The organism is Heyndrickxia oleronia (assembly GCF_017809215.1).
Classification (GTDB): domain Bacteria; phylum Bacillota; class Bacilli; order Bacillales; family Bacillaceae_C; genus Heyndrickxia; species Heyndrickxia oleronia.
Map to the genome: position 1 here is coordinate 5,040,964 of NZ_CP065424.1, position 20,698 is coordinate 5,061,661.

General features: G+C 37.6%; 19 protein-coding genes. 8 read left to right on the plus strand and 11 right to left on the minus strand.

Annotated elements, in window-relative coordinates; translation table 11 throughout:
* Positions 1-16: 16 nt before the first annotated feature.
* From I5818_RS25180 to I5818_RS25205, 6 genes are all read right to left on the minus strand, one after another.
* Complete coding sequence (locus I5818_RS25180; protein WP_078109316.1) at positions 17-469, minus strand: (2Fe-2S)-binding protein; 453 nt, start codon at positions 467-469, stop codon at positions 17-19.
* 20 nt (positions 470-489) lie between these two features.
* Positions 490-1,323, minus strand: a complete 834-nt coding sequence (locus tag I5818_RS25185) for an FAD binding domain-containing protein (protein ID WP_078109308.1) — start codon at positions 1,321-1,323, stop codon at positions 490-492.
* A complete protein-coding gene (locus tag I5818_RS25190; protein WP_078109307.1) occupies positions 1,310-3,640 on the minus strand; it encodes a xanthine dehydrogenase family protein molybdopterin-binding subunit in 2,331 nt (776 codons plus the stop codon). The genes I5818_RS25185 and I5818_RS25190 overlap by 14 nt, the downstream gene beginning before the upstream one ends.
* Complete coding sequence (locus I5818_RS25195; RefSeq protein WP_071976347.1) at positions 3,637-4,266, minus strand: nucleotidyltransferase family protein; 630 nt, start codon at positions 4,264-4,266, stop codon at positions 3,637-3,639. Before I5818_RS25195 ends, I5818_RS25190 begins: the two co-directional genes overlap by 4 nt.
* Complete coding sequence (locus I5818_RS25200; protein WP_169846863.1) at positions 4,259-5,266, minus strand: XdhC family protein; 1,008 nt, start codon at positions 5,264-5,266, stop codon at positions 4,259-4,261. Before I5818_RS25200 ends, I5818_RS25195 begins: the two co-directional genes overlap by 8 nt.
* A 66-nt stretch (positions 5,267-5,332) precedes the next feature.
* Complete coding sequence (locus tag I5818_RS25205; RefSeq protein WP_078109305.1) at positions 5,333-6,370, minus strand: FUSC family protein; 1,038 nt, start codon at positions 6,368-6,370, stop codon at positions 5,333-5,335.
* 409 nt (positions 6,371-6,779) lie between these two features.
* Between I5818_RS25205 and I5818_RS25210 the strand changes: the two genes are divergently transcribed.
* The 5 genes from I5818_RS25210 (at position 6,780) to opp4C (ending at position 12,642) form a co-directional block, all read left to right on the plus strand.
* Positions 6,780-7,748 (plus strand): ABC transporter ATP-binding protein, encoded by a 969-nt coding sequence (locus I5818_RS25210; RefSeq protein ID WP_071976344.1) that lies wholly within the window; start codon positions 6,780-6,782, stop codon positions 7,746-7,748.
* Between the two features lie 13 nt (positions 7,749-7,761).
* Positions 7,762-8,772: an ABC transporter ATP-binding protein gene (locus I5818_RS25215; RefSeq protein WP_071976343.1), complete on the plus strand. Its 1,011-nt coding sequence runs from the start codon at positions 7,762-7,764 to the stop codon at positions 8,770-8,772.
* An 84-nt stretch (positions 8,773-8,856) separates the two neighbouring features.
* Positions 8,857-10,644: a peptide-binding protein gene (locus I5818_RS25220; protein ID WP_071976342.1), complete on the plus strand. Its 1,788-nt coding sequence runs from the start codon at positions 8,857-8,859 to the stop codon at positions 10,642-10,644.
* A gap of 96 nt (positions 10,645-10,740) precedes the next feature.
* Positions 10,741-11,706, plus strand: coding sequence for an ABC transporter permease (locus I5818_RS25225; protein WP_058006140.1), 966 nt, complete (start codon positions 10,741-10,743; stop codon positions 11,704-11,706).
* A 12-nt stretch (positions 11,707-11,718) separates the two neighbouring features.
* Positions 11,719-12,642, plus strand: a complete 924-nt coding sequence (opp4C, locus tag I5818_RS25230) for an oligopeptide ABC transporter permease (protein WP_078109304.1) — start codon at positions 11,719-11,721, stop codon at positions 12,640-12,642.
* A 60-nt stretch (positions 12,643-12,702) separates the two neighbouring features.
* Here opp4C and I5818_RS25235 read toward each other — a convergent pair whose 3' ends face one another.
* Positions 12,703-12,885: a small acid-soluble spore protein H gene (locus tag I5818_RS25235; protein WP_078109303.1), complete on the minus strand. Its 183-nt coding sequence runs from the start codon at positions 12,883-12,885 to the stop codon at positions 12,703-12,705.
* A gap of 134 nt (positions 12,886-13,019) precedes the next feature.
* On the opposite strand from I5818_RS25235, the gene I5818_RS25240 reads away from it, so the two are divergent.
* The gene (locus I5818_RS25240; RefSeq protein ID WP_078109302.1) at positions 13,020-13,418 is read left to right on the plus strand and encodes a DoxX family protein; all 399 of its coding nucleotides are present in this window, start codon (positions 13,020-13,022) and stop codon (positions 13,416-13,418) included.
* Between the two features lie 47 nt (positions 13,419-13,465).
* Here the strand turns inward: I5818_RS25240 and I5818_RS25245 are convergent, their stop codons facing one another.
* The 4 genes from I5818_RS25245 to I5818_RS25260 form a co-directional block, all read right to left on the minus strand.
* Positions 13,466-14,401, minus strand: a complete 936-nt coding sequence (locus I5818_RS25245; RefSeq protein ID WP_078109301.1) for an SDR family NAD(P)-dependent oxidoreductase — start codon at positions 14,399-14,401, stop codon at positions 13,466-13,468.
* 55 nt (positions 14,402-14,456) lie between these two features.
* Positions 14,457-15,026: a TetR/AcrR family transcriptional regulator gene (locus I5818_RS25250; RefSeq protein WP_071976338.1), complete on the minus strand. Its 570-nt coding sequence runs from the start codon at positions 15,024-15,026 to the stop codon at positions 14,457-14,459.
* Positions 15,027-15,253: 227 nt separating this feature from the next.
* The gene (locus tag I5818_RS25255) at positions 15,254-17,164 is read right to left on the minus strand and encodes a sensor histidine kinase (protein WP_071976337.1); all 1,911 of its coding nucleotides are present in this window, start codon (positions 17,162-17,164) and stop codon (positions 15,254-15,256) included.
* Entirely contained in the window at positions 17,142-17,834 is a 693-nt protein-coding gene (locus tag I5818_RS25260; protein WP_071976336.1) for a response regulator transcription factor, read from the minus strand. Before I5818_RS25260 ends, I5818_RS25255 begins: the two co-directional genes overlap by 23 nt.
* Positions 17,835-18,098: 264 nt before the next feature.
* Between I5818_RS25260 and I5818_RS25265 the strand changes: the two genes are divergently transcribed.
* A complete protein-coding gene (locus I5818_RS25265) occupies positions 18,099-19,034 on the plus strand; it encodes an aldo/keto reductase (protein ID WP_071976335.1) in 936 nt (311 codons plus the stop codon).
* Between the two features lie 161 nt (positions 19,035-19,195).
* The gene (locus tag I5818_RS25270) at positions 19,196-20,560 is read left to right on the plus strand and encodes an MATE family efflux transporter (RefSeq protein WP_071976334.1); all 1,365 of its coding nucleotides are present in this window, start codon (positions 19,196-19,198) and stop codon (positions 20,558-20,560) included.
* The last annotated feature ends 138 nt before the right edge of the window (positions 20,561-20,698 follow it).

Sequence of the window (20,698 nt, forward strand, 5' to 3'; positions counted from 1 at the left end):
GGGTTTCCTCACCCGCTTACTCCGAATTTTGTTTCCGTACTAATACCGATTTAATCGCTTGTTCAATTTCTTGATATCCAGTACAGCGGCAAATATTCGACTCTAGCCATTCTTGAATCATTTCATCAGATGCATCTGGATGTTGCTCAATCAGGGATTGACAATTCATAATAAAGCCTGGAGTACAGTACCCACATTGAAAAGCAAACTGTTCAATAAATGCTTGTTGAATAGGAGTATTTTCTAAGCCTTCAATGGTTGTAATCTCTTTGTCTACCCCCTCCACACCGAGCATAAGGCAGGATTTCATTGGCCATCCATCGACATGAACGGTGCATGCACCACAATCTCCATTTAAGCAGCCCGGCTTTGCCCCTGTTAGTCCTAATTGGTTTCGTAAAACATTAAGAAGCGTTTCCGACGTTCGAATATTAACCTCCCGTCTTTCCCCGTTTACTTTTAAAGACATCGAAACCAATGACACTTGCCTCACTCCTTCCCTAACTCTTGTAAAATATCAATCAACGTATTTTTTAAAACAAATATACGATATTCTGCCGATCCCTCTACATCATTTAATATGGGAGATGGGAGTCTTTCGACTGCACCGTTTATTTTTTCCTCCATTGATAAATCACTGTTATTAAGCAATTCTTCTATTTCAAAGGCCCGAAAAGGAAAGGGACATAATCCGCTTATAGCTAATCTAATGGCTCCATCCACCTTTAGCGCAGCAGCAGTTAGTAACGGATAGCCTGTATTCCATTGTTTACGCCGCTTAATACTAATCGATGGAGCTTCTACAAATTTTTGATCGGTGCTCACTTGAATAAGAAAATCGCCTTCACTTAAACATAAGCACTTCGAGAAAATTTCATGTATCGGGAAGATTTTCATTCCATCATGCATGGCAACCACCATTAAGCTATCAGATAATAGAAAGGGGAGTACGGCTTCCCGATAAAAAATCTGTGCACAAATATTCCCACCTAATGTAATCTTTGTCCGTGCTGTATGATCGGCAATTTCACTAGCTGTCTCAGATAGTAGAGGAAATGGATTAGCTTCTTCAATTTGTACAAGGGATAGTCCTGCACCAAGGATCAGACGGCTTTCACTTTTAAAGAGCACATGGTATTCAGGAATTCCTTTTAAATCAATGACAGCATCGGTATAAACCCAGTCTACTCTCCCAAGAGTAATGATCTCGGTTCCTCCTGAAAAATACATTGGTTTTCTTCCAGCATGCTTTAATGTTTGATACATAGTAAGGGCTTCCTGGATTGAGTTAGGACGATAATAATCAAAATCATATGGAATCATTTAAATTCCCCTCCTTTGTTCTCCAAAGTAATTCAGGAACAAGGGGGAGTTGGTGCACTGAAACTCCAGCTGCTACTGACAAACAGTTTCCAAGAGCTGCGGGCATCCCTAATATTCCATGCTCACCTACTCCACGTAAGCCAAAGGGTGAATCTAGCTGTGGTGTTTCAATAAAATCTACACGGTACTCAGGATTCTCACCGTAATGAATAGGGCGGTACGTTCTTAATTGCGGATTCAATACCCTTCCTAGTTCATCAAAAATAAACGTTTCGCGCCCTGCATAGGCAAGGCCCATGTTCATAGCTCCTATTACTTGACCTTTTGCGGTTTTTTCATTTAATACTCTTCCTATATCAACCACCGTACTCGCTTTGATAATCTTATAGGTGTAATCCCTACGATCAAATTCTACTTCGACAACCGAAGCACAAACCGTCCATTCCGGTCCTGGTTTTCCAGCACCTGTTTCCTTATCAATATACGTCATTCTACGTAAAATATAGTTTCCTTTACCGATGATTTGACCACCTATAGCATTTCCATTTGGATACGTATACCCATATACAATCTCTGGGAAGGCCAACCCCACCTTGGGATCATCCCTTAAAAACACACGAGAATTAGCGACAACTAAATCCTCTGGGGAGCATCTAAGTACACACGAAGCGACATCTTTTAGTTGTCTTTCTACATCTGCTGCAGCTTCTAATAATGCTCTCCCTGCCATAAATGTTCCTCTACTTGCAACAGTTTTCCAATGCTCAGGTGTTGTCTGAGTGTCTACTTCCATTCGCACATGAATTTGATCCACACTCATCTGTAACCTTTCAGCAAGCATTTGGGCGAGAACAGTTTTGGTTCCAGTACCAATTTCAATAACACCTGAAATTAAATTAATACTCCCATCTGAATTAAAGGTTAGAATGACACCTGAGCTTGCATTCGTATCAATAGTTGACGTTTTCCAGCCACAACTTGCTCCTTTTACACGAACAAAACGATCGTTTATTTCAATAATCTGTCCTTCTTCCCAATTAGATAATTGCTTCACACGTTCAATGCATTTTCTTAAATTCCCTACAGTACTTTGATTCAGCTCCACCTGAGTAGGAGTAGTATCCCCAGGAAGAATGGCATTAATATAACGTAATTCAAAAGGATCCATTTGTAATTTTTCTGCCAACAGATCCATTGTGCGTTCAAATGCAAATAAAAGCTCAGAATGACTAAAACCTCGAAATGGAGCAGAGTAAGGATGATTTGTGTACATACAGTATGAATCACACCAAATATTCTCGATATGATACGGACCGGTACAATCGACTGCGGCTGCTCTACTTAAATCAATCGATTTATCCGAATAGGCCCCACCATCAAATAAGAAAGTAATTTCCGCAGCAGTTAGCCTTCCTTCGTTCGTACAACCTAGTTTAACTTTTGCTTCTAAACCGATATGGCATGGTGCTGTCAACATATCTTGTTCTCTTGAATATCTTATTTTGACAGGCCTACCACCAACTGCTTTTGAAGCAAGATAGGCAAGAATTTCTACTTGGGTAGAGGCCTTGCCTCCGTAACCACCACCAACTAATGGAGTTTTCACAATGATTTTGCCAAGTTCTTCATTAAAATAATTGCTAATCAACTTTTTGACCATAAATGGAGCTTGAGAGGTTGTCGAAATAATGATCTTTCCATCAGGTTTTATTTCTGCAGTCGCACACCGTGTCTCCATGGCAGCGTGGTCAGAAGGTTTAAGGGAAAAACTCCCCTCCACGGTTAAGTCACTCTGGTTCCAGCCCATTTCGATATTCCCTTTACGAATCTTTTGCAGGCTAGCAATATTGGTCCCTGGTACCGGATAAACAGCGGGAATCTTTTCATAACTCCCTAGATTTTCATGTATAATTGGCGCATCTTCATGCATAGCTTCACTCGGTGAGTTAACAACTGGCAAAGGATCATATTGAATGTTAATTAATTTGGCTGCATGTTTGGCGATCATTAAAGTATCTGCTACGACTACAGCTACTACCTCCCCATGGTACCGAACTTTATCAACTGCTATTGGTGGGCGGTCTTTCATTTCCTCACCTACTAGTGGAAAACGCTCACCAGCAATGACCGCTCGTACCCCCTGAACTTTTCTAGCACGAGCAGTATCAATTTTCACTATTTTTGCATGACCTAGTGGACTGATAACTAGGGCTCCATGAAGCATGTTAGAAGTGGTGTAATCATTTATATATTTTGCTTTTCCTGTTACCTTTTCTATTGCATCCTTCCGCGTTATCCCCTTTCCAAGCACATTCAATTCTCATCCCTCCCCATTGTGAGTTTCCGAATTAATGAATAATCCTCCTCATTATCAACATCCATGAAGGGCACCTCATCATTAAACTCGATACATACTTTCCTTTTACTTTTCTTTAGTAATTGCCTCGCTCCAATATCCCCCTCTAGCTCTAGTAGTTTTGGAAAGGCTTGATGGGAAAAAAGGATAGGTGGTTTAGAAATTCCATTAAAGGAGGATGCAACAACTTCCAAGTCCCTATTTGATGTATAAGTATGAATTAGTTGATGAATAATTTGTCGGGAAATTAATGGTTGGTCCGCAAGAAACACGATTACAGCATCCGCTTCCATACTCATGGCCTTCATAACTCCACATCTTAAGGAGTAGGCCTGCCCCTGTTCCGCCTCCGTACATAAAAAAGAACACCACTTCTTATTCAACAAAAGAGGTGGTGTAATCCACGATGGCACCTCAGACGTTGGAGTGATTACAATAGTAAAATCCAGATCTGTTTGCATGATCGTCTTCAAAGCGATACTGCCTAGGCAATCATCTAATAAAGGTAAGTCAAGCTTATTCTTCTTCCCCATTCTACTGCTCCTGCCAGCAGCAAGGTAAATACCAATAATTCTGCTTTTACTCATTGAATCTCCTTGGATTCCGGAGAGCTTTTATCATCTCAGCTACTATACTTATGGCAATTTCCTCTGCTCCCTTTGATCCAATTGAGATTCCAACTGGGGAAGAGATCCAATCTGGAATGTCATTTTGATTCAATAGACGTTTCGTTCTTTCTTTTGGACCCAATATACCTAGATAGGATAGGTTTTTATCGATCAGAATAGATAGGAGTTCTTTATCCTTTTGAAAATCATGAGTCATCAAAACCACAAAATCTCCATTCTTTATATCTAGCTTTTCATCTATTTCACGCGGGAAACATACAATCAAACTGCTTGCAAAAGGGAAATTTACTTTATTACAGTAATGAGATCGCCAATCACAGATGATCACTTCAAAGCCCACCTGAGCAGCAAAATTTTCCAAAGGTCTTGCATCAAAGCCTGCTCCGAAAACAATAACTCGTGGTCTCGGCATATAATGATGGCTAAATATTGGAAGCAAACCTTCTGTATAGAATAGTCCACTCTTATTAGGAAAAACAGGTAAATCCGTTAGATAGGACAAATCACCAAATGCAGCCCCATCCTGAGGAATATAGCTATTCGAAAGTAGGTTAAAATCCTTATCAAATCGTTTTAAATGAATAACAGATTGCCCTTTATCCAAAAAATACTTTACTTGCATCAAATCGTTTCTTAACGGTTCTTTCAACGGTTCTAATAATATATGCACGATTCCATTGCAGCCTGCCCCTTGGCCCCAGATTAAATCGGATTCCCCTCTAAGGTCATAGATTAACAGTTTTGACTCCCCTTGCTTCCAAACTTGCTTTACATGACATTTAACATCCTCTTCTAGACATCCTGCGCTTAACATCCCAATTTGTTCCCCATTTTCCTCAATGAGCATACAGGAACCTTCCTTTTTATATGAAGATCCTTCAACATGTATAATAGTTGCCAGAACACTGCTCTCTTTCAAAAAAGGAAGTTTTAATAATATTGGTAAAATGTCCTCCATACATTCACCACTTTCCTGTGTACTATATAAAAGTATATTCATCTGGGATAAGAGATTAGAAGTGAATCATGAAGAACTACCGTTTAAAAATTCCTTCGTTTCTTGAAATAGTGACACATGATATTGCCAATTGATTAACTCCATTGGTATGGATATAATCATAGAGTCATTCGTCACAATAGGGGAATTACTACTTATATTGCTCGCCCTCTCACTAAACAACTTCATTTGATTTGCCCATGAAGCTTTGTCCTGGTCTGTCATTGTACCTGCCTTTCCCCATTCTTTGAATGTTCCTGTTACATTCGATAAATATAAATAACCTTTACTAATGTTTTTCGTTTTTTGATGTAAAATCTTTACTACTTCCCCTTTCTTCGAACAAAAAGGAAAGTAGCTAAAAGTCTTTGAAGTTTGATTTAAATCCATTTTCATTTGATCAAGATACTGATAATCTTTTTTTAACTGATTTTGGAATTCCACTCCTTTTACAGGATCACATCCACCTTTTATCCAGTTTGAAAGTTCAATGAACATTCCTGTTAAATGATTGCTGTAATTGTTACATGCATTTGTAGCCTTTTTTATACCTGAAGATGGAAAAACATAAACTTTCACTAAAATAGCTACAATCGCCCCAATCAATGTATCCTTGATCCGATCCCATGCATAACCATTAGATTGTTGCTCTAGAGCCAACACTAATAGGATCGACAAGGCTACCTGCTCGATAATCACCTTATTTAATTTCATCCATTTTGCTATGAATGATCCTCCTAAAATAAAAATCCCTAAGGTAAAACCATTTACTTGAACATACTTTGCTAGCAAAACAATTAATATGATGCCAATCACTGTACCAACGAAACGATAAAATGAAAATAGAATGGTTTTCTCTAGAGTTGTTTTAATACACAAAATAATCGTCAATGGGGCTAAATAAGGATGCTGCGAACCTGTAAATTTGGCTATCTCCCATGATAATGCAGAGGCAATCGCAATTTTCCAAATCATCATTGATTGATTTTCAAAGACTGAATTCTCCTTCTTCTGCTTCATATCTTCCATCCTTTTCAATCGTTCATAGCGTTTTTGTTTCCTCATTTTTTTATGCTCGTTTCTCAAATATAGTGGCTATTTAAGTAAAGCTTTAACTAATAAAGGGGTCGCTACACTTTTCAATTTAATGCGAAATGAACTTGCAATCTCCATAAGAACCTGATGTAAAAGCCGACATTTGAGCTCTTACATAAGCTACAAGCTATACGAAAACGGCATTTAATTAAGAGTTTATTCGCTGCATACATACTTTTCACGAAATACTTGGTTCATATTCGACATTAAAAAAATATTTTAGTCATATTACAAAAATGTTACACATAGTAGTTAAAGAAAAAATTGTATTCTCGCAATCTGCAAAAATGGAAATGGAAGCACGAGCAGAATTGTAGAAAATGGGAATACCTCATACTACTTAAATAATAGATTTGGGGATACGAGGTGAGAAGGAAATATGCAGGATGCATTGCTAAAAGTAGAGGGACTAAAAACTTATTTCTATTTAGACGACAAGAAAATTGCTAAAGCAGTAGACGGGATTGACTTTTCTATTTATCCAGGCGAAACTGTTGCTCTCGTTGGAGAATCCGGAAGTGGGAAAAGCATCACATCCCTTTCAATTATGCAGTTAATTAATAAACCAGGAAAAATCAAAGAGGGCACAGTTATATTTAACGGAGAAAACCTACTAAACTTTTCGGACAAACAAATGGCGAAAATTAGGGGCAATGACCTTGCAATGATCTTCCAGGAGCCAATGACAGCTTTAAATCCGGTATTCACGATTGGCAATCAAATCGTGGAAACCTTAATCAAACACAAAAAATTAACAAAAAAACAAGCCTATAGTAAAGCGATCGAAATATTGAAAATGGTCGGATTCCCCAGGGCAGAGGAAACTATTAAAGAGTATCCTCACCAATTATCAGGAGGAATGCGCCAGCGAGCAATGATTGCAATCGCCATGTCATGCGATCCTAAATTACTAATTGCAGACGAGCCTACAACTGCATTAGATGTGACTATCCAAGCACAAATTTTGGATCTAATGAATGAAATGAAGAAAAAATTCAATACGGCCATACTTTTAATTACTCATGATCTTGGAGTGGTGGCAGAGTATGCAGATCGGGTCATGGTGATGTACGGTGGACAAATTGTGGAAGATACAACGGTTGAAAGATTATTTTCTAATCCACAGCACCCATATACAATTGGCCTACTTGAAAGCTTACCAAGTATTGATAAAGAGGTAAAAAGACTAGGTGCGATTAAAGGAACAGTGCCACCTTCCTATAACTTTCCAAAAGGCTGCCGTTTTTCCGATCGATGTCCGAAAGTTATGGAAAAATGTAAAGAAGCTCTGCCACAGCTACAAACAACAGAATCTGGACATGATGTTCGTTGTTATATCTATGAATAAGGAGGAAGTTTATGTGCAATTAGACAATGTTAAAGAAAGACAAGTAGAAACAGACACATACCTATTACAAGCTAAAAATATTAAAAAGTACTTCCCAATTAAAGGAGGAATTTTAAAATCAACTGTTGGTCATGTAAAAGCTGTAGATGGAGTTTCTCTAAATATTAAAAAAGGGGAGACACTTGGAATTGTTGGGGAATCCGGTTCAGGAAAATCCACACTTGGAAGAGTTATCCTCCGCCTACATGAACCAACTGAGGGACAAATCATCTTTGAAAACCAAGACATTTCCCATTTAAGGAATCGAAGGCTTCGACCTTTTAGAAAAGATATGCAGATTGTCTTTCAAGACCCTTTTGCCTCATTGAACTCAAAAATGAGCGTAGCTGAATTAATTGAGGAGCCTCTTGTGGTACAAACATCGCTAAATAAAAAGGAACGAAAAGACAAAGCAATTGAACTGCTTGAAAAGGTTGGGCTGCGTCCCGACGATCGCCTGAAATATCCTCATGAATTTTCCGGAGGTCAAAGGCAACGAATAAGTATTGCCCGTGCTCTCGCCCTTAAACCAAAATTTGTTATTTGTGATGAGCCTGTTTCTGCATTGGATGTATCTATACAGGCACAGGTACTAAATTTAATGTCTGATCTTCAAGATGAATTTGACTTAACCTATTTATTTATTTCACACGATCTAAGTGTTGTGAAGCATATTAGCGATCGTGTAGCTGTCATGTATCTTGGCCGAATCGTAGAAATAGCTGAAAAAAAGGAGTTATACGAGGAACCGTTACATCCATATACACAAGCACTTCTATCCTCTGCACCAACAACAAATATCCACATAAGACGTGAAAAAATAACTTTAAAAGGAGATCTCCCTAGCCCATCCAATCCACCGTCTGGATGTGCGTTCCGAACCAGATGCCCACATGCTTTCGAAAAATGTGCTATAGAAAGACCTGAACTATCTACCATGACCACCAATCACTTTGTAGCCTGCCATCTTTACTCAGAAAAATAAAATGAGTGATTCAAAGGAGGTGATGCACAGAGATTCACATTTGAAGTCCTAGTTTTCTTTAAAGATAAAAAGGGGTGGAAAAATTTGAAAACAAAAAAAGGCTTTCTTCTCAGTTTAATCTTCATTCTTTCATTAAGTATGTTCCTTGCAGCTTGTAAAGGTGGGGGAGATAGTACCGAAAAAGGGGAAAACGAAAAAGGGTCTGACAGCCCTTCTGAAGAAACAGGGAAAGCACAAATGGGCGGGACGATTACTGGGGCAATGGATACGGCTCCTGCCGGTGTATTTAATCCTATATTCTACACAGATGCATATGAAAGTAACATTCTGTCATTTACACATGAAAGTCTAGTCACGCAAAATGAAAAACTCGAATTTTTGCCATCATTGGCAAAGGAATGGAAATTTAATGATGATCAAACTGAAGTAACGTTTACCTTACAGGATAATGTTAAATGGCATGATGGCAAGCCATTCACAGCAAATGATGTTGTTTTCACTTACAAATCGATTGCTAGCCCTGGCTATGTTGAAGCCGGCGGAGTTCGTACCGAATATGTCGAAAAACTTTTAGGATACGAGGATTTCAATTCGGGGAAAACAGATCAATTTGAAGGTGTAGTTGCCCAAGATGAGCATACAGTTACCTTTAAGTTTAGTGAACCGAATGTAACAGCTCTTGATAATGCTAGCTTCCCGATTATTCCTGAACATATTTTTAAAGATATCCCAATAAAAGATATGCCAAAAGCCGGTGCCACGCTCAATGCGGGAGAAGTGATTGGAACAGGACCATTTAAATTTACAAAAATGATTGAAGGAGAGCAATACATTCTAGAAAAGAACAAAGATTATTGGCAAGGTGAGCCATACCTTGATCAAATTGTTTGGAAGGTTGTCAATCAATCAGTTATTGTCGGTATGCTCGAAACAGGAGAACTCGACTTCGTAGCTGATCCAAATGGCTTCCAACCAGCGGATTATGACTCCATTAGTGCATTGGATAATATTGAAATTATTGAGCAACCAAAGTTTGGATACCAGCTAATGGGCTTCATGGTAAACCATCGTACGCCTGAAGATGTAAAAGCCGGTGTGATTAAACCTGAGAATTGGGTCCCTAATAAAAAGATTGCAGACAAACGGGTACGTCAAGCAATTGCTTATGCCGTTGATCGAGAAGGATTAATTAAAGCATTACTTCATGGGCGTGGAGCGGTTATTAATGCACCGATAGCTACTCAATTCTCCGCTTATGACGGCGAAAAACCAAACCAATACAAATTTAACGTTGAAGAGGCTAAAAAGCTATTGGATGAAGCAGGATATGTTGATAAAGATAATGATGGCTTCCGTGAAGACCCAGACGGAAAAAAATGGGTTCTCACATTAAATTATCCAACAGGAAATGAGCTTCGTATGCGTTCTGCACCAATTATTCAAGAAATGTTAGAAGCTGTAGGAATCAAAATAGATCTTCGTCAACCAATTGAATTCTCTACGTATTCTGATGTTCTTGAAAAAGATAGTGATGATTGGGATCTTTATTTACTTGGCTGGAGCCTAAGTAGTACAGATCCAGATCCAAGCGGCCTATGGGGCTCCAAAGCTGCCTACAATTATGGTCGTTGGAATAACAAGGAATCCGACGAACTAATGAAAAAGGCGGTACAACCACCAGAAGCATTCGATCAAGCCTATCGTGATCAAGTGTATAGTGACTGGCAAGTACTATTCCAGGATGATTTACCAGCATTAATCTTATATGCACAAAATACGTTATGGGGGTATAACAAGCGCTTACAAAATGTTAAACCTCTACCATACTCCATGTATAATGATACACATTTATGGTGGGTGTCATCTAAATAAATTTAATAAAATCTAAGGATAACGGGAATGTCTCAGCGAAAAGAGATTTTACCATTCATGAGATATTCCCATCCTTTCCAAGAACGGAGGGGACCTATGACAACATACATTATTCGTAGGATACTCGTTTTTATTCCAATGCTACTCGGCTTAACAATTATCGTCTTTGCTCTCATCCAAGCCGCACCTGGCGATCCCTTTTCTGGTAGAATGGTCGATCCTAGAATTGATCCAAAAGTCTTTGAGCAGCAAAGGCAAGCCCTTGGTTTAGACGACCCAATTCATGTACAATACTGGAAATGGCTTACATCAGTTGCCAAAGGGGACTTAGGTCAATCTTACACATATAATGGCAGAGATGTTTCCGAATTAATCGGTGATCGAATAGGTAATACATTTAGTTTAGGACTGTTTTCTCTCATTATTACATTAATCGTCTCCATTCCAATTGGCATCTATTCAGCAAAAAAGCCCTATTCCTTACTTGATTATGGAGCTACAACCTTCGGATTCTTTGGTTTAGCTGTTCCAAATTTCTTTTTTGGACTAGTTGCTATATACGTCTTATCGATCACTCTAGGTTGGTTTCCATCCCAGGGAACTGTATCAACACCGGGGCTGACTGGTTTAGAGTTATTTTTTGATAAGCTTCACCATCTCTTCTTACCAGGAATCACACTTGGTTTAGCAGGAACAGCTGCCTATATGCGTTATATGCGATCGGAGGTACTAGATGTATTAGGGAAAGACTATATTCGGACTGCAAGGGCAAAAGGTATGAGTGAACGAAATGTCCTTTATAAACATACTCTTCGCAATGCACTGATTCCAATTATTACTCTTATGGGATTTGAAATAGGAGGTATATTGAGCGGAGCAGTTATTACCGAAGGAGTTTTCCAATTCCCTGGACTTGGTCAATTATTTTTAAGGGCTATAGGAAGCCGCGATTACCCTGTCATAATGGCGATCAATTTACTATTAGGTTTCTTTATACTTTTCGGAAATTTATTGGCAGATATTTTTTATAGTATCGTCGATCCAAGAATTCGCTATGATTAGGAGGGGAAAAGAATGGATACTAAAACGAATTTTACTTTCGATTCGAACCCTGAAGTCAATTCTAAGAGAAAATCAATTAAAGGGAAGAGTCCTTTTCAGCTAGCCCTCCGAAGATTTATGAAAAACAAACTTGCAATGGCAGGGCTGATTATTTTGTTTCTTATAGTCGTCGCTATTATTTTTGCTCCATTATTAACAAATCAACCTCCTACTAAATCAAATCTGCTCCTAATTGAACAGCCACCAAGCGCCGATCATCCTTTAGGAACAGATAGCTCTGGAAGAGATAATTTTTCCCGTCTTTTATATGGTGGACGAATTTCTATGATTGTCGGATTTAGTGCCATGTTTTGTACTCTTATCATAGGGGTAACACTTGGTTCAATTGCAGGATACTATAGAGGCATCGTCGATGGGATCATTATGCGAATTGCCGATTTGATTCTCATGCTTCCTTTTCTTGTTCTCGTCTTAACCATTGTAGCCATTTTGCAAAAAGTCACCATTGGAATCTTCGTAGGTATTATTGCTATCACTTCTTGGCCCAACTTAGCAAGGATTATTCGCGGTACCTTTCTTTCACTTCGCGAACAAGAATTTGTCCTAGGAGCAAAGGCGATTGGGGCAAGTGATTTTCGAATTATCTTTAAGCATTTTATTCCAAACGCCATCGGACCAATTGTGGTAAATGCTACACTCATGATGGCAACAATGATCATTGTTGAATCCGCTCTCAGCTTTATCGGCTTTGGTATTCCACAGCCTACCCCTACATGGGGAAATATGATCTCTGAAGCTCAAAGCTTACGTATCTTACGCAATAGCCCAGAAGCATGGATTCCTCCTGGACTCGCAATCCTATTAACTGTTCTTTGTATAAACTTTATTGGCGATGGCCTTCGTGATGCCTTCGATCCAAAAAGTAATAATCGATAGGGACACAGGGTCAGGTCCCTTGTCCCACTAAATGAGGAAAAAAACTGGCCCTATGTTTTTTTATTCACTTTCAATAAGACTATTCAATGAAACCTCTTCTTCCATTTCCGGTTGACCCAAAGGATAGATTCGAGCGGTTTCATTTTTTTCGTCAACATGCTGAATATAGATTGGCTTTCCATTATAGGTAACGTTAACCATACTAGGAGACTCAGCAATTTCCTGTGCCCTTTGTTTATTCACTTGAATATACCTCCTTTAATTTATTCTTACCGTTTGCTATTTAATAGAAAGATATACATCTCTTCTGATTCTATTGTGAATAAAATCCACACTCTCGTTCATACTGAAATTAAAAATATGAAAGAGGGATATGGATGGCAAACCTTGGACTACTTATTATTCGTTTAGTGGTAGGTCTTACATTTGTAGGACACGGTGCACAAAAACTATTTGGTTGGTTCGGTGGTACGGGCGTAACTAAAACAGGAGAATGGTTGGAATCGATCGGAATAAAACCCGGTGGAACTATATGGGCAATTTGTGCAGGCTTATTTGAGCTAGTGGGCGGATTATTATTCAGTGCAGGTGTACTCACCCCAATAGGCGCAGCGTTAATTACCATTATTATGATTGATGCCATTGTATCTGTTCATGGTCGTAACGGGTACTGGCTCACCAATAATGGCTTTGAATATAATTTTGTTCTTATCGCTGTAGTCATTGGAGTCGCATTAATTGGACCAGGTGACTATGTATTATTCTATCGTCCTTAAACTAGAAAATAAAAAAGCAGGTCACTAAAACCTGCTTTAAGCCATTTTTATTGCTGATTTTTCATATATTCAATGGTTTGCCTTAATCCACCCCTATAAGAAGTTCGTGGAACAGGCCCAATTTTATTTTCATATTTTTCTCCATTTAATACAACTGGTTCCTGATTTAAATAATACATTTCTACCACTTCACGCATCATTGGATTAAATAGCCCGAGCACACGTATCATTGACTTTGTGACTGTTAATACACGTTTATCATAGCTGGTCAATTCGCGCAGAGTTTCCATAATCTCTCTCCCAGTAATCACACTATGTCCTGGAATATTCCAGCTCTCCCCATAGGCATCTTCACGGAAAGCAAGCTCCACGATGGCTTTCGCTCCGTCTGGTGTATAAATAAATTCTCTTGCAATCCGCTGATCTCCTACAAACATCGATGATAGATTAGCTACAACCTTCTCCAGAGTTACGTGGAGAAGAGTATTTTCTGCATTCGGGCCATAAAAATCTGGAAAATGGGCAATAAATGCCTGAGCATCGGATTCCTTTATCATGTTCTCCACATTCAGACGGATCCTACCCTTTTTAGTATGTGGGTTTTTATGTGCATTCTCATGAACTTTCTCGCCATTGCTTCTCCCATATGCATAAATATTATCAACCACCGCTAGCTTAATTCCCCTCGTCTCCGAAACGTTGATAACTTGTTGAATAAACGTAGCAAGCCTTTCTTCCCATTCTGGATATGGAATATTTGCTGCTTGAAAAATGACATCTACATCAGTAGCTGCTCTTAACAAATCATCTAAATTAAAAATATCACCTGTAAAAATTGTGATTCCTTGCTGATTTTGAAATAGTTTTTCTAACTTGCTTCTTGTACGAGCAAAGGCTACAACATGTACTCCCCTACTAATTAATTCGTTAACTATTGAATACCCCATACCGCCTGATGCCCCTAATACCAAAGCCTTTTTCATAAAAAATTCCTCCCATCACTTATTTGACCACTGTTCAAATATGATTAAAAAAAAATTATAGCATTGCTTTTAACAAGAAATTAACATGTAAATGAGCTAATTCCCTCACATCTTCAAAACTAGTGACATGCCGAAGATAATGTGTAACAAACCCATGAAGAGATAGAAAGATGCTCCAAATTTCTTGGATAGTTGTTTGACGCCCACATAACATATAAACTGTTTGAGCAAATTTCTCATAGCTTTTATTTGGCCCCTGATTAATATAGTTAATGACTTCCTCTTCTTTAATTAAAAACATGATTTCATAGTGACTTTGATAGGTCAAACCAAATTCGATAAAGCCTAGCATCACCTTTTTTAATTTTTCTAATGTATCAAGCTCCTCCTCCAAGATACGATCAAGTACTTGATCTAACATATGAAAGTGCTCTTCTACTAACGCATAAAACAGCTCTGCTTTATTTTTAAAATGATAATAAATCGCTCCATGGCTATACCCTAATTCTTTGGCCACTTGCCTCATAGAAACATGTTGATAACCTTTCGTTATGAATAACTCTCTTGCTGCATTCATAATCATTTCCCGCGAAAGTTCATGCTGGACAGATTTTCTTGGTGACATGATTTCCTCCTTATTAACCACTGTTCAATTAAATATTATGTAAAATGGCATCAATTGTCAATTGTTTTTTTAATATAGGTTGAAGACCGTTGCTCCCCCTTCATTTCACTGAGTAAAAAGAGTTATAATCTTCATAAGAATTACCAGGACGTGAAATAGGCTGCGGTAAGGCTTTTACACAAGCACGAAACTCTACGAAAACAATCTTAATAAAAAACGTCTATTAACTAAAATAGACGTTTTAGCTCAATAATCACTTTAAATAAATCTCCATCTACCCCAATATCCATGCTTCCTTCATGTAGATCAACGATGGATTTAGAAATGGCAAGACCTAATCCAGAACCTTCTGTATGTCGAGATTGATCTCCACGTTTAAATCGTTCGAATAATTCATCTGTATGTTTTCCTAACTCATATTTTGATACATTCTTAAAAATGATCATCACATGTTCATTAGTCGATTCAATTGATATATATACTCTTGTATTTTCTAAGGCATATTTCAGTATATTTCCAATTAAATTATCGAACACGCGCCAAATTTTTTGTCCATCTACATGAGCATATACCGGTTCCTTCGGTGTAGAAATTCGAAATTGCAAACTTGATTGATTCATTTGCTCGTCATACTCACCAAGTGCCTGCTCTAGTAATTGCACCATATCAACTTGCTTCTTGACAAGCTCTATATTGCCACTGGCTATTTTCGAAGCTTCAAATAAATCATCAATTAAAACTTTTAACCTCTTAGATTTACGGTCAATTATCCCTATATAAGCTTCTCTTTCTTCCTCCCCTAATTCCTTTGACTTTAATAGTTCCGTATAGGTAATAATAGATGTTAAGGGAGTTCGTAAGTCATGACTTACATTCGTTATAAGCTCTGTCTTTAGTCGCTCACTCTTAGCTTGTTCCTTCTTTGAGGTTTTAACCCCATGCTTTAAATGATTAATATTTTCCGCCAGCTTTGCTATGGATGATTTTCCGCCAATGGCGAGATCTGGTTCAAGATTCCCCTTTGCTAATTCCGAAGTATATTTAAGAATGCGATTAAAAGATCCTGCCTGTTTAATCACAATGATAAATATCAATATTGTTAGAAGTAAGTAAATAATGACTAATTCTGGCTCGATCCCCGCAATAGCTGATATAGGTATAAATGAAAAAAGAGCGGCGAAAAGAATAAGCACCTGGGTACCTATACTTCTAAGTAAGAAAGCTTCCTTTAAAGCGAAGTATAGTCGAAAAAGTATACTTTTTTTCATATCTACTTTTAAATTTTCTACATCCATTATTCTGCGATACATGAATGCCATCTGTATAAGTACAAGAAAAGTAAGGATTACAGCTATAATAAAATTGAATAAATAGGAGTCTATCGGAAATCCCTCGCTCAAATAAAGTCTACTTATGATTCCAATAATTACACTTTCATACATAGTCAGGAATATTAATATAAACAAACCAATATCAATCGGTACTTTTTGATAATATCTTTGAAGCCTTGTAAGGGAAGGATATGGACTTAATTTTTTCATTAGTAAGAGCCCAAAAAATAATGTGACCATTCCACCCATTATATAGTAATAAAAGGCCATTTGTTGTTGCGGGTATTGTTGATAGTTGGCAATGACAGAAATATCCTCTGGCGCGGAAACAAGTACACCAATCCTACCTTCTAATAATTTAGGATCTCCATCTATCTCATTTTGGAAGTTATTCACCACTAGCTCTGTTCCATCCAAACGGGAGTACTCTTGAATATGCTTCATATCAGGCTTTGTAAATTCGGAATCAATAAAGCTTTCATTGCTAGAATATAAATTAGTGTAAACCTCATTTGTATTTATATCCCTTAGATAGAACTTAAATACCTTCTTTAAATCATACAGTTCTGATAATTCCTTTTCCTTAATCCAATCATCTTCAACGTCTTCACCATGATAGATCTCATATTTTCCCAATTCATGAATGAAGGACTCCATTTCAGCCGCAAATTGATCTGTATCAAAATAGGTTTTAAAAAGATATTCATGCCCACGGTCCAGTAATAATCCAATGCTTGTCAATCCGAAAGTAAACAAAAGCAAAGCAATAATAAAGCCAAAGGTTCTACCTTTCCATTTTGTAGCCAATCCCCCACACCACCTTTATGTATCTTGGATTCTTAGGATCAATTTCAATTTTTTCTCGAATTTTACGGATATGAACAGCTACTGTATTTTCCGCATTAAACCCAGGCTCCTTCCAAACCCGCTCATAAATTTCAGATATAGAAAAAACTCGACCTGCATTCTTCATTAATAATTCAACAATTCGATATTCAATAGGTGTGAACTTCACTAATTCTCCATCGACAGTCACTTCCTTTGCAACTGGATCTAGAGTTAGTCCGTCTAATTCAATTACTTTCCTAGCTCCCTCATAAGAACCGAACTTTACATACCTTCGTAGCTGTGATTTCACCCTAGCAATTAACTCTAAAGGATTGAATGGTTTGGTGATATAATCATCTGCTCCAATTTGCAATCCTAATATTTTATCGGTATCTTCACTTTTAGCACTTAATATAATAATGGGAATGTCCTTTTTCTCACGAATTTTAAATGTCGCTGCTATACCATCCATTCTAGGCATCATGACATCTAGTAAAATTAAATGAATATCGTACTCATTTAACTTTTCAATTGCCTCCAACCCATCCTTCGCTTTGATCACAGTAATCCCTTCGTTTTTTAAATAAATTTCAATTACATCACGAATTTCTATTTCATCATCAACAACTAATACACGATATGTATCCACCAGCTACTCCCCCACCTATTTATTCGTGTTATCTATAGTATAAAACCCAATTCTTAACAATCAGCTAATTAAAAAATGAAGAATTTCTTAAGATTCCATGGTTATGGAAACGATGGAATAATTTATATCTATTACTATATTAACTTTCCCTAATAGAAAAGGTAGTAAATTTTCACACTCTAATCTAATCTTCCAAACCAATCATTTCCATCTAATGCTGATTTTTTGCTATGATATGTCTAAATAAACGAAGGAGATGAGTATATGATCAAACAAGTTCGTTTAGGTAAAACAGATTTATATGTTAATCCAATTGGTCTTGGTACAAATGCTGTAGGAGGACATAATATTTACCCCAATTTAATCGAGGAAACGGGTAAAGATGTGGTAAGAGCTGCTATTTCTAATGGAATCAATTTCTTAGACACAGCCTATATTTACGGACCAGAACGTTCTGAAGAATTAATCGGCGAGGTTTTAGAAGAAACAGGAAATCGTAAAGAAATCATCATTGCTACTAAAGGGGCACATAAGTTAGTAGACGGAAAGATAATATTTGATAATTCTCCCGCTTTTTTAAAAAATGAAGTTGAAAAAAGCCTTAGACGATTAAAGACTGATTATATTGATCTATACTATATTCACTTTCCTGATGATAAAACCCCTAAAGATGAGGCGGTTGGCGCTTTAAAGGAACTAAAGGATCAAGGGAAAATTCGAGCAATTGGCGTTTCTAACTTTTCAATCGAGCAATTAAAGGAAGCCAATAAAGATGGATATGTAGATGTACTGCAATCAGAATATAACCTATTTAAACGTGAGGCGGAAAAAGAGCTATTACCGTATACGAAAGAGAAGAATATTTCATTTGTTCCTTATTTCCCACTTGCAGCTGGGCTATTAGGTGGAAAATATACAAAGGAAACAACGTTTAAAGATGGACGTTCTAAAAATCCATTATTCCAAGGTGATGCATTTATTCAGAACTTAGAAAAAGTAGAGCTTGTTCGTGAAATCGCTTTAAAGAAAGAAGCGGAAGTTGCTCATGTCGTACTTGCTTGGTACTTAACACGTGATTCAATTGATGCACTAATCCCTGGAGCAAAACAGCCCGAACAAGTAAAGAGAAATCTGGCTACCTTAGCTGTCCATTTAACTCCAGAAGAAATAAAGCAAATCGATGATATTTTTCAAGCTTAATCATTTTAAAGGGCAAGCATAGTAGATGCTCGTCCTTTTTTATATTTCTTCTAAAAAGAAGAATATTTTTTACGAATATCATGTTTTCCTATTTTACTAATATACCTATAGAGTTAAAATGGATTTTATATATCATTTTGTAAAAAAGAAGGAGAACTTCATTGAGTACAAATAAACTTCAAGAACAAACACTTTTCAGTATTACCTGGCCGCTCCTCATCGAGCTAACCCTCCATATGGGAATGGGAATTATGGCCACACTTATGCTTAGTCATTATTCAGATGACGCTGCCTCAGGAGTAGGTGTTGCAAATCAACTGTTAAATATTTTTATTTTAGTATTTACAGTTACTTCTATCGGTGCCACTGTCTTAATTAGTCAAAGCCTAGGTGCAGAAAACTTTAAAAAGGCCAGACAGCTATCTAGGTCCGTTTTTGGACTGAATTTTTGGTTCGGAATGATCATCGCATTGATCGTTTTTTTCTTTGGTGAACATTTGTTGCGCTTATTTGATATTGAAGGAAAAGTATTTGACTATGGGCTAATCTTTGTTCGTATTTGCGGTGCCTCCCTTTTCCTTGAATCCTTATCCTTAGCATTAAGTGCCGTTTTGCGTAGCCATGGCTTTACGAAGGAATCCATGGTCGTAACGGTGATCATGGATTTAATTAGTATTGGTGGAAACATTCTTGCAACAACTGGTATTCTAGGTCTTCCGATTACGGGTGTAGTCGGTGTTTCTTGGGCTATCGTTGTGGCGCGTAGCTTCGCTGTTCTTGCACTCATTTACTTTGTATATAAACGACTGTCACTTAGATTAACATTTAGTGATTTATTTAAGGCTAAGAAGGAGGATGTTAAAAGTCTCTTATCAATCGGCATCCCTTCAGCTGGTGAAAACCTTTCCTATCAACTTTCTCAACTCGTCATTACAGGGTTTGTTGTTACGATTGGAACATCTGCACTGGCTTCTCGCATTTATTTACTGAATCTATCAATGATCTGTTACTTATTTACATTAGCAATCGCACAAGGTACACAACTTCTCGTTGCACGATATATAGGTGGAAAGCAATATGAACGTGCATTACGCCGTGGGGTTCGTACATTGAAAATCGCAATGATCGCTTCATTTATCGCCTCATTAATTCTTGCTTTGATCGGGTCGCCTATATTAAGTATTTTTACTGATGATCCCAAAATTATTGCTATCGGGCTTCCTGTGTTATGGGCTATTGTTATAACTGAACCTGGTAGGGCGATGAATATTGTGTTGATGAGCTCCTTGAAGTCTGCAGGGGATGTACGCTTTCCTGTTATCATTGGAATGATCTCTATGTGGGGCATTGCAGTCGTTTTAAGCTATGTACTTGGCGTCCATTTGGGTCTAGGTCTTTTAGGAATTTGGATTGCACAAGGTGCAGATGAATGGTTTAGGGGTTGCTTTGCTTTTAGACGCTGGTTATCAAAACCATGGGAACGCAAGGTGGCAAAGATTAAAATGAAAGCATTGAAAACGTCATAAAAAGTAAAAAAAGGAGTGGGAATTTGCTCCTTTTTTTCTTTACTATTTAACGAATAAATATAAATTGAAGACCATCAATCCCGCTTAATTACTAAATAACTTTTTTGAATGAACTTAACACGGTTAATCATTTCCACT

Coding starts and splice junctions, on each gene's coding strand:
- I5818_RS25180 (WP_078109316.1), bottom strand. CDS start 469: ATGTCTTTAAAAGTAAACGGGGAAAGACGGGAGGTTAATATTCGAACG.
- I5818_RS25185 (WP_078109308.1), bottom strand. CDS start 1,323: ATGATTCCATATGATTTTGATTATTATCGTCCTAACTCAATCCAGGAA.
- I5818_RS25195 (WP_071976347.1), bottom strand. CDS start 4,266: ATGAGTAAAAGCAGAATTATTGGTATTTACCTTGCTGCTGGCAGGAGC.
- I5818_RS25200 (WP_169846863.1), bottom strand. CDS start 5,266: ATGGAGGACATTTTACCAATATTATTAAAACTTCCTTTTTTGAAAGAG.
- I5818_RS25205 (WP_078109305.1), bottom strand. CDS start 6,370: ATGAGGAAACAAAAACGCTATGAACGATTGAAAAGGATGGAAGATATG.
- I5818_RS25210 (WP_071976344.1), top strand. CDS start 6,780: ATGCAGGATGCATTGCTAAAAGTAGAGGGACTAAAAACTTATTTCTAT.
- I5818_RS25225 (WP_058006140.1), top strand. CDS start 10,741: ATGACAACATACATTATTCGTAGGATACTCGTTTTTATTCCAATGCTA.
- opp4C (WP_078109304.1), top strand. CDS start 11,719: ATGGATACTAAAACGAATTTTACTTTCGATTCGAACCCTGAAGTCAAT.
- I5818_RS25240 (WP_078109302.1), top strand. CDS start 13,020: ATGGCAAACCTTGGACTACTTATTATTCGTTTAGTGGTAGGTCTTACA.
- I5818_RS25245 (WP_078109301.1), bottom strand. CDS start 14,401: ATGAAAAAGGCTTTGGTATTAGGGGCATCAGGCGGTATGGGGTATTCA.
- I5818_RS25250 (WP_071976338.1), bottom strand. CDS start 15,026: ATGTCACCAAGAAAATCTGTCCAGCATGAACTTTCGCGGGAAATGATT.
- I5818_RS25265 (WP_071976335.1), top strand. CDS start 18,099: ATGATCAAACAAGTTCGTTTAGGTAAAACAGATTTATATGTTAATCCA.